General features: G+C 69.7%; 18 protein-coding genes. 7 read left to right on the forward strand and 11 right to left on the reverse strand.

The annotated features are described in order from the left end of the window. Positions 1-6: 6 nt before the first annotated feature. Positions 7-507 (reverse strand): MarR family winged helix-turn-helix transcriptional regulator, encoded by a 501-nt coding sequence (locus ACFVT5_RS35790; protein WP_389896872.1) that lies wholly within the window; start codon positions 505-507, stop codon positions 7-9. 51 nt (positions 508-558) lie between these two features. On the opposite strand from ACFVT5_RS35790, the gene ACFVT5_RS35795 reads away from it, so the two are divergent. Next, a complete protein-coding gene (locus tag ACFVT5_RS35795) occupies positions 559-1221 on the forward strand; it encodes a TIGR03086 family metal-binding protein (RefSeq protein ID WP_389896874.1) in 663 nt (220 codons plus the stop codon). After that, the gene (locus ACFVT5_RS35800; RefSeq protein ID WP_389896876.1) at positions 1215-1640 is read left to right on the forward strand and encodes a hypothetical protein; all 426 of its coding nucleotides are present in this window, start codon (positions 1215-1217) and stop codon (positions 1638-1640) included. Before ACFVT5_RS35795 ends, ACFVT5_RS35800 begins: the two co-directional genes overlap by 7 nt. A 91-nt stretch (positions 1641-1731) precedes the next feature. On the opposite strand, the gene ACFVT5_RS35805 is transcribed toward ACFVT5_RS35800, so the two are convergent. The 4 genes from ACFVT5_RS35805 to lipB all read right to left on the reverse strand — a co-directional run bounded on the left by ACFVT5_RS35805 (position 1732) and on the right by lipB (position 5095). Beyond that, the gene (locus tag ACFVT5_RS35805; RefSeq protein WP_389896878.1) at positions 1732-2439 is read right to left on the reverse strand and encodes a DUF4191 domain-containing protein; all 708 of its coding nucleotides are present in this window, start codon (positions 2437-2439) and stop codon (positions 1732-1734) included. Between the two features lie 134 nt (positions 2440-2573). Next, positions 2574-2777, reverse strand: coding sequence for a hypothetical protein (locus ACFVT5_RS35810; protein WP_389896880.1), 204 nt, complete (start codon positions 2775-2777; stop codon positions 2574-2576). Positions 2778-3113: 336 nt separating this feature from the next. Next, the gene (gene lipA / locus ACFVT5_RS35815; RefSeq protein WP_389896882.1) at positions 3114-4079 is read right to left on the reverse strand and encodes a lipoyl synthase; all 966 of its coding nucleotides are present in this window, start codon (positions 4077-4079) and stop codon (positions 3114-3116) included. A 173-nt stretch (positions 4080-4252) separates the two neighbouring features. Beyond that, the gene (gene lipB / locus ACFVT5_RS35820; RefSeq protein ID WP_389896885.1) at positions 4253-5095 is read right to left on the reverse strand and encodes a lipoyl(octanoyl) transferase LipB; all 843 of its coding nucleotides are present in this window, start codon (positions 5093-5095) and stop codon (positions 4253-4255) included. A 221-nt stretch (positions 5096-5316) separates the two neighbouring features. Between lipB and ACFVT5_RS35825 the strand changes: the two genes are divergently transcribed. Further along, entirely contained in the window at positions 5317-6975 is a 1659-nt protein-coding gene (locus ACFVT5_RS35825) for a regulator (RefSeq protein WP_389896888.1), read from the forward strand. A gap of 57 nt (positions 6976-7032) precedes the next feature. Here ACFVT5_RS35825 and ACFVT5_RS35830 read toward each other — a convergent pair whose 3' ends face one another. Genes ACFVT5_RS35830 through ACFVT5_RS35840 form a run of 3 tightly spaced genes read right to left on the reverse strand, consistent with a single transcriptional unit; the run spans position 7033 to position 8248 of the window. Continuing rightward, positions 7033-7380, reverse strand: coding sequence for a hypothetical protein (locus tag ACFVT5_RS35830; protein WP_389896890.1), 348 nt, complete (start codon positions 7378-7380; stop codon positions 7033-7035). After that, positions 7377-7997, reverse strand: a complete 621-nt coding sequence (locus ACFVT5_RS35835; protein ID WP_389896893.1) for a hypothetical protein — start codon at positions 7995-7997, stop codon at positions 7377-7379. Before ACFVT5_RS35835 ends, ACFVT5_RS35830 begins: the two co-directional genes overlap by 4 nt. After that, positions 7994-8248, reverse strand: coding sequence for a hypothetical protein (locus tag ACFVT5_RS35840; protein ID WP_389896896.1), 255 nt, complete (start codon positions 8246-8248; stop codon positions 7994-7996). The genes ACFVT5_RS35835 and ACFVT5_RS35840 overlap by 4 nt, the downstream gene beginning before the upstream one ends. A gap of 117 nt (positions 8249-8365) precedes the next feature. Here ACFVT5_RS35840 and ACFVT5_RS35845 point away from each other — a divergent pair, with 117 nt between their 5' ends. From ACFVT5_RS35845 to ACFVT5_RS35855, 3 genes are all read left to right on the forward strand, one after another. Continuing rightward, positions 8366-9187: a helix-turn-helix domain-containing protein gene (locus tag ACFVT5_RS35845; protein ID WP_389896899.1), complete on the forward strand. Its 822-nt coding sequence runs from the start codon at positions 8366-8368 to the stop codon at positions 9185-9187. Next, positions 9184-9378 (forward strand): DUF397 domain-containing protein, encoded by a 195-nt coding sequence (locus tag ACFVT5_RS35850; protein WP_389896902.1) that lies wholly within the window; start codon positions 9184-9186, stop codon positions 9376-9378. The genes ACFVT5_RS35845 and ACFVT5_RS35850 overlap by 4 nt, the downstream gene beginning before the upstream one ends. A gap of 480 nt (positions 9379-9858) precedes the next feature. Then, positions 9859-12495 (forward strand): hypothetical protein, encoded by a 2637-nt coding sequence (locus ACFVT5_RS35855; RefSeq protein WP_389896906.1) that lies wholly within the window; start codon positions 9859-9861, stop codon positions 12493-12495. A gap of 86 nt (positions 12496-12581) precedes the next feature. Here ACFVT5_RS35855 and ACFVT5_RS35860 read toward each other — a convergent pair whose 3' ends face one another. Both ACFVT5_RS35860 and ACFVT5_RS35865 read right to left on the reverse strand, forming a co-directional pair. Next, positions 12582-13946, reverse strand: coding sequence for an NAD(P)/FAD-dependent oxidoreductase (locus tag ACFVT5_RS35860; protein WP_389896909.1), 1365 nt, complete (start codon positions 13944-13946; stop codon positions 12582-12584). Positions 13947-14198: 252 nt separating this feature from the next. Further along, positions 14199-15095: a TIGR01777 family oxidoreductase gene (locus ACFVT5_RS35865; protein ID WP_389896911.1), complete on the reverse strand. Its 897-nt coding sequence runs from the start codon at positions 15093-15095 to the stop codon at positions 14199-14201. 55 nt (positions 15096-15150) lie between these two features. Here ACFVT5_RS35865 and ACFVT5_RS35870 point away from each other — a divergent pair, with 55 nt between their 5' ends. Beyond that, entirely contained in the window at positions 15151-15648 is a 498-nt protein-coding gene (locus ACFVT5_RS35870; RefSeq protein ID WP_389896913.1) for a GNAT family N-acetyltransferase, read from the forward strand. Positions 15649-15730: 82 nt separating this feature from the next. Here the strand turns inward: ACFVT5_RS35870 and ACFVT5_RS35875 are convergent, their stop codons facing one another. Next, positions 15731-16258, reverse strand: coding sequence for a DUF4240 domain-containing protein (locus ACFVT5_RS35875; RefSeq protein WP_389897004.1), 528 nt, complete (start codon positions 16256-16258; stop codon positions 15731-15733). Between the last annotated feature and the right edge of the window lie 107 nt (positions 16259-16365).

Below are 16365 nucleotides of genomic sequence, written 5' to 3' on the forward strand. Positions count from 1 at the left end.
TCCCGCTTAGTCCCGTTCTGGTTCCGGGAGCAGGGTCAGTTCCGGGCGCGCGGACAGTGCCCGCAGGCCCCGTAGGAAACCGTCTCGATCCGCCGCCGACAGCCCGGCGAGCAGCCGTTCCTCGCCCTCCCGGATCGCCGACCGCACCGCGTCCCGCACCTGTCGCCCCCCGGTGGTGAGCGACAGCAGCCGCACGCGCCGGTCCATCGGGTCGGGCCGGCGGCGGATGAGGTCCCGTGCCTCCAGGTCGTCCAGTACCGCGATGATCCGTGTCTTGTCCGCCTGGATGGCCTTGGCCAGCGCCGCCTGCGTACGGATCGGCGTCTCATCGAGGTGCAGCAGCACCATGTACGCCCACATCGTCACGCCGTGCGCGTCGAGGATCGGCTGCTCGGCGGCCATCAGCGCGCGCCCCAGGGGTACGACCATCGCCGCGAGATCCGGACGGGCCTGACCTTCCCCGGCTTCCCCCAGTGTCGTGTCGCCGTGATCCGCGTTCTCAGCCATGCCCTGAAAATACCCGTTGACAATTCGTACGCACGAGCAGATCGTAAGTGTATGAGTACTAACTCCTGCGACCCTGCCGACTTCGACCGCCTGCGGCATCTCGACGCCGAGGCGGTCCGGGACAGCGTGACCCTGGTACGCCGGATCACGCCCGACGATCTGACCCGGCCGACGCCCTGCTCCGCCTGGACACTGGCCGATCTGCTCGCCCATATGACGGCCCAGCACCGGGGGTTCGCGGCGGCGGCGCTCGGGCAGGGGGAGGACCTGACCCACTGGACGCCGCGCCCATCGGCCGAGCGCCCAGCGACCGAGGACGCCGTCGCGGAGTACGGGGAAGCGGCCGAAGAGGTCATCGCGGCCTTCGCCGCCATCGCCGCCCCGGATCACCCCTTCGCCCTCCCGGAAATCACCGCCGCCGGGACGTTCCCCGCCGCGCAGGCGATCACGTTCCACTTGGTGGACTACGTGGCGCACGGCTGGGATGTGGCCCGCAGTCTGGGCCTCGGGTACCAACCCGGCCCCGACCTCCTGCGGGCCGCGCTGCCGATCGCCCTCGCGGTGCCCGACGGTGACGCCCGGCTCGCGCCGGGCAGCCCTTTCGGGCCGGGACTGGACGCGGTTCCCGGCGCGAGCGAGCTGGATCGATTGCTGGCGGCCCTGGGGCGATCCCCGGACTGGGCGGTGCCGCAGACCCGGAGCGTGACGTGCTGAGGTCGTCCTGGAAATCCGGCCAGGCTCACGACCGGAGCGACCGGAGCGACCGGAGCGGCAGCGGCCCGGTACTGGTCAGCGTCACCGACTTCACGCTCGACCGACTCACGGACCTGCCCGGCGTGTACCGCGCGGCCCGTCGCCTCGCGGGGGAGTGGCCCGAGCTGGACGGGGCGTACGGGCTGTGGCTGTGGACGCTGCCCACGGCCCGGCGATGCGGTGCCGTGGCGGTGTGGCGTGACGAGGCGGCCCTGCACGGTTTCATCGCCTGGCCGCCGCATGTCGAGATCATGCGGCGGTACAAGGGCCGAGGCAGCCTCACCTCAACTACCTGGCAGGCAGAGCGGACAGGGGAGACAGGGGAGTACGACCCGGAAACCATCTGGACCGCCGCCCGAAGAACCCTCCGGGCCAACTGAGACCTGGGACTTCGCACGGCACCCAAGTACCGGCCCACCCCTCAGGTACCCGCAAGGCACCCCGCCGCACGCTGAGGCTCAGCGCCCAGCGTCACCGCATCTTCGGGCCCCCGCCACCCCGAGGCATCCGCATCCCCTTGGGCATGGGCCCCTTCGGCAACGGCATATTGCTCATCAAGTCCCCCATCGCGCGCAGCCGGTCGTTGGTCGTGGTGACCTGGGGGCCGGTGAGGACGCGGGGGAACTTCAGCAGGGTGGTGCGGACCTTCTTGAGCGGGATCTCGTTCTCACCGGTACCGACGATCACATCGTGCACCGGGACGTCCGCGACGATGCGCGCCATCTTCTTCTTCTCGGCGGCGAGCAGACCCTTCAAACGGTTCGGGTTGCCCTCGGCGACCAGCACGATGCCGGCCTTGCCGACCGCGCGGTGCACGACGTCCTGGCTGCGGTTCATCGCCACGGCGGGGGTGGTCGTCCAGCCCCGGCCGATGTTGTCCAGAACGGCCGCCGCCGCTCCTGGCTGGCCCTCCATCTGCCCGAAGGCGGCACGCTCGGCCCGACGTCCGAAGACGATCGCCATCGCGAGGAAGGCGAGCAGGAGGCCGAGGATGCCGAGATAAATGGGGTGACCGATCAAGAAACCGATCCCGAGCGCGACACCGAGAGTGACGATGCCGACGCCCGCGAGCACCAGACCGATCTTGGAGTCGGCCCTGCGGGTCATCTTGTAGGTCAGGGCGATCTGCTTGAGCCGCCCGGGGTTCGCAGCGTCCGCTGCGGTTTCCTTCCTCGCCATGAACCGAAGTCTACGTGGCCCGAGCGGCGGCCACGACGCCCGGTCGGTCACGGCTTCCGGGGCCCGGCGAAGAGCCTGGCGAAGGGCCCGGCGAAGGGTGGTCGTACGGCGGCCGGTATGTCCGACGTGCGGTGTTACGACGTGCGGGCGGCCACGGCCTCGTCGAGCAGACGCTCGGCCTCGGAGCGGTCCTTGGCGCGACGGCGGTCCTCCAGGACGGATGTCCAGGCGTTACGCCGGGCGGTGCGCTGGCCACCGCTCATGAGCAGTGACTCGACGGCGCGCAGGGCGTTGGTGAAGGACGGGATGGCAGTGGCACGTACGGGCGCGGCCTGCATGGTGGTGGTTCCCCTCGAAGCGCTGGTAGGGCGTTGGGACGGGTCCGGCTCCGGGTCCGGGTACGGACGGATACGTGACGCCGACGTGCGACGGCGTACGCGGAGTAGAACCAGGGTCACTCACTGGTGTTACCAGGGCGTGACCGACCGGTCAAACGCCCATGAAGGCTGGACGGTGCGCCCCCGAACACCCGGAGAACACCGACGCGGCCCCGCAGGACCCGCCACCTGCGGGGACTGCCGGGGCCGCGTCGTACCGGCCACTACTGGCCGGTAATGCCTTGTGCGCGGATTCACACGGCGGTGCCGCGCGCGGAGTGGATCAGACGGAGCGGATCAGACGGCCTGCGAGGCCACGTACGCACCCCGGTGCTCGACCGCCATCTTGTACAGCCGCCCGGCGCGGTACGAGGAGCGCACCAGCGGCCCTGACATGACACCGGAGTAACCGATCTGCTCGGCCTCCTCCTTCAGTTCCACGAACTCGTGCGGCTTGACCCAGCGTTCCACCGGGTGGTGGCGCACGGTCGGGCGCAGGTACTGCGTGATGGTGATCAACTCGCAGCCGGCCTCGTGCAGGTCGCGCAGCGCCTCGCTGACCTCCTCGCGGGTCTCGCCCATGCCGAGGATGAGGTTCGACTTGGTGACCAGGCCGACCGCGCGGGCCTCGGTGATCACCTTCAGGGACCGCTCATAACGGAAGCCGGGGCGGATGCGCTTGAAGATCCGGGGCACCGTCTCGACGTTGTGCGCGAGGACCTCGGGGCGGGCCGAGAAGACCTCGGCGAGCTGGTCGGGCTCGGCGTTGAAGTCGGGGATCAGCAGCTCGACCTTGGTACGCCCGGCCGCGCGCTCGGCGGTCATGGCGTGGATCTGCCGGACGGTCTCCGCGTACAGCCAGGCGCCGCCGTCCTCCAGGTCGTCGCGCGCGACGCCGGTGATGGTGGCGTAGTTGAGGTCCATCGTGCCGACCGACTCGGCCACGCGGCGCGGCTCGTCACGGTCGAGTGCCTGCGGCTTGCCGGTGTCGATCTGGCAGAAGTCGCAGCGCCGGGTGCACTGGTCGCCGCCGATGAGGAAGGTCGCCTCGCGGTCCTCCCAGCACTCGTAGATGTTGGGACAGCCGGCCTCCTGGCAGACCGTGTGCAGTCCCTCGCTCTTCACGAGCTTCTGCATCTGCGTGTACTCGGGGCCCATTTTCGCCCGGGTCTTGATCCACTCGGGCTTGCGCTCGATGGGGGTCTGGCTGTTGCGGACCTCCAGGCGCAGCATCTTGCGTCCGTCGGGTGCGACTGCGGACACATCGGCTCCCTGTTGGTTGGCGTGGTCTTCGCGGGTGGCGCGAACCTCGCGGGTGGCGTGATCTTCGAATCTCGTGATCTTCGATTCTTCGGCGTACACCAGGGTACGCCCGTCATGTGTACGGTCCTGCCCCCAGGCCAACCTCCGGCTGCCGGGGTGCATTCCCCCGTTCGCTACGCGGCGGGGGCGGGCTGGGCGGGAGTGGATTCCACGGTGGCGGGTGCGGGCTCCACGGCGCGGGGGCGCGGCTCCGTGTTCTCCAGGATGTCGGCGAGATGGCGCTCGGCGACCGGGAGGACGTCGGCGATGGTGAGGGCGCTGCCCAGCTCGTTCGCGAGCGAGGTGACGCCCGCGTCGCGGATGCCGCAGGGCACGATCCGGTCGAACCAGGTGTTGTCCGGGTTCACGTTCAGCGCGAAGCCGTGCATGGTCACGCCTTTGGCGACGCGAATGCCGATCGCGGCGATCTTGCGGTCCTCGCGGCGCTGGCCGGCGTTGGACGGGGCGTACTCCGGGCCGTTGAGCCGGGGGTCGAACTCCTCGTCGTGCAGCCGGGGGTCGAGGTCGAGCGAGAGACCGCCGAACGCCGGGCGGTCCGCGTCTGCCTTGGGCTCACCGAGGACCCACACACCGCTGCGGCCCTCGACCCGGCTCGTCTCCAGACCGAACTCGGCGCACGTACGGATCAGGGCCTCTTCGAGACGGCGGACATGCGCCACGACGTCGACCGGGCGCGGCAGCTTCATGATCGGGTAGCCGACGAGCTGCCCGGGGCCGTGCCAGGTGATCTTGCCGCCGCGGTCCACGTCGATCACGGGGGTGCCGTCGAGCGGGCGCTCGCTGTCGGAGGTACGGCGGCCCGCCGTGTAGACGGGTGGGTGTTCGAGGAGGAGGCAGGTGTCGGGGATCTCGTCGGCGAAGCGCGCGGCGTGCACGCGACGTTGCTCGTCCCATGCCGCCTGGTACTCCACCCGGTCCGCGCCGTATCCCATGCGGACGAACCGCAGCTCACTCACGGCAAGCGCCTCCCTCAAGGTTCACGGTGCATGTATCGCGCCCCCGGCCACTGTACGACCCGTCGTGTCGCGTCAGCGTTCCGGGCGATCCTCACACGATCGGATGAATGCTGGGCGAAGGTGACTGTGCGGGCATCGCCGACCGCTACATTCGCGCCGTTCACAAGGCCATAAGGGCTGCTCAAAGGCGTGGCCCGGAAGGCAGGGAGACCGCACAGCTGATGACGGAACGACCTCCGCAGCGCACCCCCAACCGCCGGCTAGCCGCGCTTATCGCGGAGGCAGGGTTCTCCAACGCGGGTCTGGCCCGCCGCGTCGACCAGCTCGGTCTGGAGCACGGGCTGGATCTGCGGTACGACAAGACCTCCGTGACGCGCTGGCTGCGCGGCCAGCAGCCTCGCGGCACGACCCCCGCGCTCATCGCGGAGGTCTTCACCCGGCGCCTCGGCCGGCGCCTCTCCGCGCAGGACCTCGGCCTCGACGCGTGCGCGCCCGTGTACGCGGGTCTGGAGTTCGCCGCAGGGCCCGAGGAAGCCGTCGACATCGTCAGCGGCCTGTGGCGCAAGGACTCGGGCACCCACGCCGAACTCCGCAAGATCGCCTTCACACCGGCGGGGCTCGTGGTCCCCAGCCGCGACTGGCTGATCGGCCGGGCGGACGACCGGGTGGGACGGGTGGACGAGGAGGTACGGGGCGGGGCGGACGAGGGGCCCGGCGGGCAGAGACCCGGCGGGCAGAGATCCGGGGAACAGGGATCCGGGGAACAGGGATCCGGGGGGCAGGCGGACGCGAGCGCCGCCGGTGCCACCAGACCGGCCAAACCGGCCCCCGTACCCCGCCCCGCATCCGCCACCCCTACACCTGCGACCTCCAGACCCGCCACCCCCAGACCCGCCCCGGCGGCGCCCACCCCGCCCGCCGCACGCCCCGCACGTGTACCGATGCAACGGCAGCGGAGTGCCGAGCGGGGGCCCGGACACCGGGTCACGGCCGGTGACATCTCGGCCCTGCGCTCCGTCGCCGACCTGTTCCGCACCCTCGACAACACGTACGGCGGTGGGCACGCGCGGCAGGCGCTCGTGCGGTACCTGGAGCACGAGGCCGAGCCGATGCTGCGGGGCGAGTACGGGGAGCAGACGGGGCGGCGGCTGTTCGCCGCCGCCGCGGATCTGACCCGGCTCGCGGGCTGGACGTCGTACGACATCGCGGCGCACGGCCTGGCGCAGCGGTACTTCGTCCAGGCGTTACGGCTGTCGCAGGCGGCCGGGGACCGGGCGTACGGGTCGTATGTCCTCGTGACGATGAGCAGGCAGGCCGTGTATCTCGGCCATGGGCGGGAGGCCGTGCAGCTCGCCCGGGTCGCCCAGCAGGGCGTGGGTCCGTCGGCGCCGTATGTCGTGCAGGCGCTGCTCCACGCGGCGGAGGCGCGGGGGCACGGGGTGCTGGGGGAGGTACGGGCGTGCACGGCGTCGCTGGTGCGAGCCGAACGGGCGCTTGAGTCCGCGCGGCCCGGGGATGATGTGCCGCACTGGGCGCGGTTCTTCGACGAGGCGCAGCTCGCCGACGAGTTCGGGCACTGCCACCGGGACCTCCAGCAGTACCGGGCCGCCGCGCAGCACGCGGAACGGTCCCTTCAGTTGCGTGGGCCCGGGTTCGCGCGCAGCCGACTCTTCTGCCGGGTGGTCCTCGCCACGGCCCGCCTCGGCCTCGGGGAGCTGGACCAGGCATGCGTGCTCGGTGCCGAGGCGGCCCAGGAGGCGGCCGACATGCGGTCGGTGAGGGCACTGGAGTACGTACGGGACTTCGAACGCCGCCTGGACCCGTACCGGGACACGCCTCCGGTCCGGACGTACCGGGAAAAGGTGGCGTCGATCTCGTAGCGGGAGTGGGCCGAGCCGGGTTCAAGGATGCCGACTCTATTGAACCCGGCGACGGCGTCAGCGTGATTCCCAGGTGTGTTGTCCCGGGTGGCCGGTGAACAGCCCGCACGCGTCGTAGTCCACCCGGTGGTCGTCCGGGCCCGAGCCCACCGGGCACGTGTCGCGCATCTCGATGCCGGACCGCCACCACACCCAGGTCATACGGCCGGTCGTGTCCTGGGCCTCCACGATTCCGGCCGCGTGCTCCGGCCCGTCGTGCGCCCCGAGTTCGCAGTCCAGGAACAGTGCGAGGGCGGTGTCCGGATCCTCGCCCGCCATCCGGCACGCCGTGGCCCGCATCTGGGGAGAGGGCAGGTACCGACTCGTACACCGCTCCATGTGTGTCTCCGCCTTACTCTCACTCATGACGTGGCCAGTTGGGTGTGGAGCCGGTAGACGATGCGGGGCCGGGTCATCGTCCAGTCCCCATGGCCCAGCAGACTCAGAATTCGGCAGGTGCCGATCATGGGTTGGATCTCGCGCACCTCGTAGACCCGGCCTTGCACGCGGACGCGGTCGTCCAGTTGGACCTCGCGGGGTCCCACCAGCACCGCCACGGCGCCGGCCGGACAGTCGGGGTCGAGATCGGTCGGGTAGGTCGCCACCGACTCGGCGCCGGCCACCCACTCCTGCGCCGAGTCGCCGGTCAGCCGGACAGATCCGCCATTGCGGACGGTCACGACACCCCGGCGCCGCACGCCCTCGTCCCACACGACGTCGCCCACGTCGAACCCCCACCTGACGCGTGCCGCGTGCCGCCACGTACGCCACGGGCGCGTGATGATCTCCCGGTACGAGTGATGGGACGGGTTCCGCCCACTGTGCTCCAGCACCCAACTCTGCGGATCAGCGAAGTCCTCACCAGCTTCCGAGGACGCCTCACACACCGCACACTCCATCGCGTACGTGGTCGCTTCCGCGTCCGGCTCACGGTCGGGCTCCAGAGTCCAACGCTCGTGACGGAAAACCGAACGCGTACTCATACGCCACGCTCCGCCCGCTGGTTGGCGGCTTTCACACTCGCGCTGAGCCTTTCGGTAAGGGTGGCTAAGCGGATGCGAGCCGGGTCGGCTTCCCACTCCTTACCGCCGCCCACCGGCCGCAGCATGACGTACGGCCCAGCCCGGTCCTGAAACTCCCCGACCTTCCGCATTGCCTGGTCGTACACCAGCGCCCCTCGTTCAGGGACGGTTCCCGTCTCCACCGCAGGCTTGCGGCTCTCGACCGGCTCCATACGCCTCACCTCTACCAAGGTCTCGTCACTGTGTGTTCTCCACCGTGGACCTAGTGCGAGTAGCCTGAACAGGGGTGTCCCGTTGCCTAGTTGCAGGACAACAAGGAGGGGTGATGGATGACTGAGAAAGCGTCCCGAGACCTTGAAGACGAGTCAGCACGGGCCGTCTTGACTCGCGAGCTGAAGCGCTTACGGGAGCGGTCAGGTAAGAGCTTGGCCCAACTACATGAAGACACCAAGTACGATCGCAGCTACCTATGCCGCGTTGAGTCGGGCGAGCGCTTCCCCGGTATGCCAGTGATGGAGTCCCTCGACCGTGCCTACGACACGGGGGACCTCCTCGTCAGTCTCTGGAAGTTGGCCCGCGCTGAAGCCTTCCGCACCCAGTACCAACCCTTCATGCAGTACGAGGCCAAAGCTGTGATCATGCACAAATACATGGTCGCTATTCCTGGCCTGCTTCAGACTGAGGACTACGCGCGCGTGGTGTTGTCCTCGGAACTCGGCGACTCTGATGCACTTGAGGAACAGGTCTTGGCCCGTGTCGGCCGACAGGAGTTGTTGCGCCGCGACCCCCCGCCAAGCATCCGAATCATCCTGGACGAATCCGCGCTGCGCAGGCCGACGAGCGACCTCAAGATCTGGCACGGCCAACTCGCCCGGCTCATAGATGCCGCGCAGACACCAAACATTGTGATCCAGGTACTTACGTTCGCGGCTGGCGTCCACGACCTGATGGGTGGGTCGCTGTCTCTGCTGTGGATGTCAGACGGCAGCGGCGTTGCCTACCTGGAGGGCAGCAAGAGCGGCGAGCTGATTACGGACTCGGAGGAGGTTGCGGCGGCACGACTGTCCTACGATCGGCTCAGGGATCTGGCTCTGAGCCCACCCGAGTCGCTGCGCTTCATTGAGCGAGTCTTGGAGGAAAGCACATCATGAACGGCACACCCGACCTCTCCGCCACCGTGTGGCGGAAGTCCAGTTACAGCAATGGGGGCGACGCCAACTGTGTGGAGGTCGCCGACCGCCCGGGGGTCGTACCGGTCAGGGACAGCAAGGTCCCAGACGGGCCCATACTGTTCCTCTCTGACTCCATCTGGGGTGTCTTCGTGGAGTGGACGAAGGGCTGATCAGCCGCGCAAAGGAGCCCCCGCCGGAGTGCGGGGGCCACTTTCGCTGGAACACCGCAGGTCAGGGCCCCACACTCAGAGTGAACGGATAGGCAACCTTCGAGAACGGGACCGAAGGGCCCGATGCCCAAGGGGATGCGGATGCCCCGGGGTGGGCCCAAGATGCGGTGACGCCGGGCGCTCTGCCCGAGCAGGACAACGAGGGCCGCCGTCTCCAGGAGGAGATGGCGGCCCTCGGCCGTGCGGTCACTCCTTGGGCCATCCTCGGGAGTGAGGCTGCCGATGGTCGGGTACATCGGATGATTCATTGTGTGCACCCTTCTCGAAAAGGCCAGGGCGCTGTAGCGTGTGCGCGATTCCAGCCATACATCCGATGATTGCTGGCGTGTGGCGGGGATTTCATGGGACGCGGAACCCACGCCGCCTCCCTGTCGGCACCCTCAGTTCTCTCCCGCCTCGGCCACGACACGGAGGTCACGCATGGCCAGACGATGGCACATCGCAGGTCTGTCCGGCGCACTCGCCGCCGGAGTCCTGCTCGGATTCCCGGCCCTGCCCGCCCAGGCCAAAAATTCCCCCGACTCCCAGTTCTTCGCCTCGCCCGAGGGCTCGGGCAGCGAGTGCACCAAGAGCGCGCCCTGCAGTCTGACGGGCGTGCGCGACCTGGTCCGTTCGAAGACCGCCACGATGTCCGGTGACATCACCGTCTCTCTCCGCGGGGGTACCTACCGGCTCTCCGAGCCCCTGTCGCTCGGGACGCGGGACTCCGGTCAGAACGGTCACCAGGTGGTCTGGGCCGCGTACCACCGTGAGACTCCGCTGATCAGCGGTGCGAAAAAGGTCTCCGGCTTCGCCCTGCACGACAGTGCCAAGAACATCTACCGCGCGAGCGTCCCGGCGGGCACGAAGAGCCGTCAGCTCTTCGTCGACGGTGTACGCGCTGGGCGGGCCCGTGGCGCCCTGGACCCCGCCGGCTTCACCCTGTCCGGCTCGTCCTTCACCACCAATGACGCGTCGTACGCCTCGTTCACCAACCAGAGCCAGGTCGAGGTCGTCGACAACAACGCGTGGAAGCACATGCGCTGTCCGCTGCAGAGCATCACGAGCACGAGCAATGGAGGGTCCAGCCTCAACGTCGACCCCGACTGCTTCGCCAACAACAACACCCAGGTGCCCAACGTGGGCTTCCCCTTCAACGGCTCGGGCCTGCCGAAGCTGAACGGGGTCTCCTGGATCGAGAACGCGTACCAACTGCTCAGCAAGCCGGGCCAGTTCTACCTCGACAGCTCCGCCGGACAGGTCTACTACATCCCGCGGCCGGGCGAGGACCTGGCCTCGGCCGATGTCGAACTGCCCGTGACGGAGCAGCTTCTGGACCTCTCCGGCACCCCCGGCCATCTCGCCCCGGTGAACAACGACGACAAGCGGGCCGTCTACACCGGGTCCTCGTGGGGACTCAGCAGCAACCGCATCGCCGGTGATCTCGGCAACGACGTGAAGTACGCCACCGCCAACGGTAACTCGGTCAGCTTCACCTTCGAAGGCACCGGCCTGCAGGTCCTGTCCGAGCTCAACCCGGACCAGGGCGACATCGACGTCTATGTCGACGACGTCAAGACCGACAGTGTCTCCACCGTCAAGCCACACCCCCGGCTGGCCCAGCAGGCAGTGGCGTCGGTCACCGGACTGCCGAAGGGCACGCACACCGTCAAGCTGGTCAAGACGTCGGGTACGTACATGCTGATCGACGGCTTCACAGTGATCCCGGACGTTCTCGAGCCGGTGCACGACATCACCTTCAAGGGCGTCGACTTCGCGTACACCACCTGGAACCAGCCGTCCACCAGCGGCTACATCGACAACCAGGCAGGCGTGCTGTGGGACCCCGTCACCCGCAAGCCGGTCAGGATCCCGGCGGCGGTGCAGGTCCACCGGGGCAGCCGTATCACGTTCACCGACGGCAACTTCCAGCACCTGGGCGGCACCGGCATCGACCTTGCCGACGGCACGCAGGACTCCACCGTCACCGGCAGTCGCATCACCGACACCTCCGGCGGAGGGATCTCCCTCGGCGAGGTCGACGACTACTACCAGACCCAGACCGCGCTGATGACCTCGGGTGACACGCTGTCGCACAACACCATTACGCACGTCGGCCAGGAGTACCAGGACGCGGTCGGCATCTGGGCCGGCTACACCCGTAACGCGGTGCTCTCCCGCAATGAGATCGGCTACACCCCGTACTCGGGAATCTCCCTGGGCTGGGGCTGGGGCTGGGCATCCCCGTACCTGCAGGGCATCAGCAGCAGGCACGGCACCAACTACGCGGGCGACAACCAGATCCTCAACAACCATGTGCACAACCACATGGGCGTCCTCCACGACGGCGGAGCGATCTACACCCTCGGTGGCCAGGGTGAAGGCGGCGGTATGACCTCCGTGCTGGCGGGGAACGTGCTCGCCGAGGGCAACAACACCAACAACATGATCTACCACGACGAGGGAAGCTCTTACTGGAACACCCACGACAACGTGGTGCGGTTCGGCGGGAAGAACTGGGTCGGTATGTGGGTCAAGTCGATCCACGACAACAACATCCACGACAACTACTCGGACAACCCCGCGTACCTCGACGTCGGCACCAACATGACCCTTGAACAGGCCACCGTCGTCACCGACGGGGCGTGGCCCGCGGCCGCCCGATCCGTCATCGCCGCCGCCGGACCGAAGGGTCGCTACAAGCCTCACTCCGACCTGGTCGACGACGACGCGCTCTCCGTGGCCTACTCCGGTTCCTGGCAGGCCGACGGCCACCGCGGTCTCGGCGACTACCTGGACGGCATCCACTCCACCAACCGGGACGGCGACTCCGTCACGATCACCTTCTCCGGTACCTCCATCGGTTTCCTCACCGAGACCAACACCGACAAGGGACTCATCAAGGTCACGCTCGACGGGGTCGACAAGGGAACGGTCGACGCCCAGGCCACCGGCCGCAACGTGCGACAGACCCTGTTCCGGAGCGGCGAGTTGAAAAGCGGTGTCCACACCCTGACGCTGACCAAGGCCGGCGGAAGCGTGATGCTGGTCGACGGCTTCGACGTCGCCAAGGACTGACAGCCCGAATCCCGGGGCCCTGCCGTCACACCCCTCGGGGCGTGACGGCAGGGCCCCGTCGTATTCCGGTCCACCCCGGCCAGGGGTTACGCCGCCGGACGCAACCCGTCCGACCGCCGGACGGTGTTCGCTCCCAGGTCCGTCAAGAGGGCTCGGGCCGCTCGGCGGCCCGAGTGGAGGGCGCCCTGCACCGTGCTGGTGTCCCGGTGGTCGCCGCACACGTACAGGCCCGACAGGACCCGTACCGGGCGGCGGAGATCGTGCGGTGCCCGCATCGCCGGTACCGCCTCCGGGGTGTGGTGGGTGGCCAGTAGCTCCCAACTTGATGTGGACGTGCCGTAGAGGGCGGCCAGATGGGCGCGTACCTCCTTGTCCAGGGCGGGGGGCGGGGTACCCAGGACCGTTGACGACACCAGGGTGCGGCCGGCGGGGGCGCGGGTCGGGTCCACGGTGCTCACCACCGCCGTATGGGCCACCGGACCCGACCGGTCCGCGTCGAGCAGCAGCGCCGGCTCGGCCAGCGGCGGCGGTTCGTCGGTCGTGTGGTGCAGGATCGTCACCGGGTGGAAGTCCGGTACGCGCAGGCCGGGGAGCAGTTCCGCCGCCGACCGCGCGTCCGTCGCCAACAGCACGGCCCGGCATCGGAGTTCGCCGTGTTCGGCTGTGGTCACGGACGTGGTCGACACGGAGGTGGCGCGTACACCGGTTCGGAGCGTTCCGGGTGGTAGGCCCGCCGCCAGTAGTTCGGGTACCGCGTCCGCGCCCCCTTCCGGCAGGCACAGACGTCCGCGCGCGAAGGCGTGCAGCGCGAGGTCCGCGCAGCGGCTCGACGTCGTCAGATCCGGGTCGCACAGCAGCGCGGCCAGCAGCGGACGCAGAAACCCGTCGACCGTACGCGCGGGCAGGCCACGTGACCGCAGGGCCCGCCCCGCCGGTAACTCCGGCCGCGCGAGCAGCCGTTCCACCGGAGTCTCGGCGAGCCGCGCGAGCGCGGCGCCCAGCCGCGCCTGGTCGATCGGCCCGCCCAACGGCCCGGCGCCCTGCGCCCCGAACCGCCCGGTACCCCGCACCCCGTGCGCCCCCCGAGGGGCGCTCGCCAGGGCGCGCGCGGCACGGAGTGCGCCCCTCGCGCGCCGCGTGACTCCCGGATCCCCGGCCCGGTGATGCCGCCCCTCGCTGTGGACCAGCACACCGGACGAGAACGGCCGCAGCACCAGCCCTTCGAGCCCCGGTGTGAGCCGCAGTTCCGGATACGCGGTCGACAGGAGCTGTCCGACGCGGTCGAGCCGGAAGCCGTCGACCTTCTCGGTCGACATCCGGCCCCCCACGTAAGGGGCGCCCTCCAGGACCACGGTCGTTACTCCCGCCCTGATCAGCTCCTTGGCGGCCGAGAGTCCCGCGACCCCGGCTCCCACGACGACGACGTCCGCATGGCGTGCGGGCTCAAGCACGTGCCCCTCCCGAGGTCGCGCGGCTGTTGGGGGCCTCTTGCCCTCAACGTGCGGCTGGAATACCCGAGTTCGGCACGAGGGTAGAAGTCGACCGGATCAGGGACACTCGCGCACCGACCGGGCACGGACGCACGACGGTCGCACACCACGCCACCCCGCGTCGCACGCCCTCACACAAGCGTCGTACGCCCCCTCATAGGCCCCCGCACAACGCCCCCGCCGGCAAGTACCGCCCGCACGACACAGCCCGCCCTACAGCGCCGCCCGCAACGCCTCCTCGATCCCGGGAAACGCGAACGCGAAGCCCGACTCCAACAGCCGCTTCGGAAGCACCCGTTGGCTCCCCAGCACATCGCCCGCCATCTCACCGAGCACGGCCCGCAGCACCGGCGCCGGCGCCGTGAAGACCGTCGGGCGGCCAAGGACCCGCCCCATCGCCGCCGTCACCTCACGGTTCGTCCGCGGCTCGGGCGCCGTCAGGTTGACCGGCCCGGACAGCGTTTCCGTAGCCAGGAGATGGCGCAGCGCGGCCACCTCGTCGTGCAGCGCGATGAAACTCCAGTACTGCCCGCCGTCCCCGAGCCGCCCGCCCAGGCCCGCCTTGAACAGCGGGAACAACCGCTGCCACGCCCCGCCTTCGCGCGCCACGACGAGACCGGTGCGCGCGAACACCGTCCGTACGCCCGCCTCGGACACCGCCCCCGCCGCGCCCTCCCACTCCTGGCACAGCGCCGGCAGGAACCCCTCGCCCGCCGGCGCGCTCTCGTCCACCGCACGGTCGCCGGTGTCGCCGTAGAAGCCGACCGCGCTGCCGCTCAGGAACACCCGGGGCGCCACGTCGAGCGAGGCCACCGCCCGCGCCAGGGTCTCGGTGCCCAGGACCCGGCTGTCGCGGATCTCGCGCTTGTACGAGTCCGTCCAGCGGTGGTCGCCGACCCCGGCGCCCGCCAGGTTCACCACGGCGTCGCACCCCGCGAGGCCCGCCGTGTCGATCCGTCGCCGCAGCGGGTCCCAGCGCACCTCGTCCGCCGCGCGCGGAGCGCGGCGCACCAGCCGCACCACCTCGTGCCCGTCGGCGGTCAGTGACCGGGTGAGTGCCGTTCCGATGAGGCCGCCGGAGCCGGTGATGGCGATACGAGAGCGCTGCATGGCCCCATCCTGCCCCGCCGAAAACCCCGGGGCGCGGCGCCGCGTCCGCCGTACGATGACCTTCATGCCGGATCCGTACATACGTTTCGCCCAGGCCGCCGACGACGAGGCGCTCGGCCGTCTCGACCGCGAGACCTGGTCCACGCTGCACGCCGTGAAGCCGCCCGACGAGCCGCCCTACGAACCGTTCTTCACCGATCGGTACGGCCCGCGTGACCATCTGGTCGCCGAACTCGACGGCCGGCTCGTCGGCTACATCCGGCTCGGCTTCGCCACCCCCCTCATGTCGAACGCACACGTCCGCCAGATCCAGGGCCTCGCCGTCGCCGACACGGCGCGCGGCAGCGGCGTCGGCCGGGCACTGCTCCGCGCGGTCCTGGACGAGGCCCGCCGCCAGGGCGCACGCCGGATCACTCTGCGGGTACTCGGGCACAACACCCCCGCGCGCAAGCTGTACGAGTCCGAGGGCTTCGTGGTCGAGGGGGTGCAGCCCGAGGAGTTCTACCTGGGCGGCGCGTACGTGGACGACGTCATGATGGGCCGCAGCCTGTAGGTCCGTCAGCGCGTCAGCCCGCAAGCCCGTAGGCGCGTAATCGCGTGTGCGCGTAAGCCTGCAAGCGCAGTCCGCGCGCGCCTCAGTCCCCCATCCCCCCGAACCGCTCCCACAGCTTCGGATACCGCCCCGCCAACTCCTGGTCGTTCTCGAAGTCGATCGCCGTGCCCTCCGGCTCCGCCGGCGCGGGCGGGATGCCGAGGTCGGGCGCGATCGTGCCGGTGAGCGTCTCGTACGCCTCGTCGGCCGCATATCCCAGTTCCTCGCCGTCCCCGTCGATCTCCTCGTCGAAGTCGTCCAGGAGGTCGGCGAGGGCGTCCGGGTCGTGCAGGGCGCCCTCGAAGACCTCGCGGCCCTGCCCGATCAGCCAGCAGCGGAAGTAGTCGAAGGCGTCGTCGCTGGCGCCGTCCAGGAGCACCCAGGCGGCGCCCCACAGATCCCAGCGGTACGCGCGGCGGTACCGGGACTCGAAGTGACGGGCGAAGTCGAGCACGGCCTCGGGGTCGGCCTGCGTCAGCTTGTCGACGAGCAGCTCGGCATGGTCCTCGGGGTCGCCGTCGGCGGCCTCGCGGGTGCTGTCGATCAGCTCCCAGAACTCCGTCTCGTCCATCACGGGACCAGCATCGGCCTTCGGACAGGTACCCGCACGCCGAGTACCCCGGATGCACCCCTGTTTCGTTATGCGCGCACATGCCCGCGGAAAGCCCGGAGGTCGTA

This window comes from Streptomyces sp. NPDC058001, assembly GCF_042886315.1.
Lineage (GTDB): Bacteria > Actinomycetota > Actinomycetes > Streptomycetales > Streptomycetaceae > Streptomyces.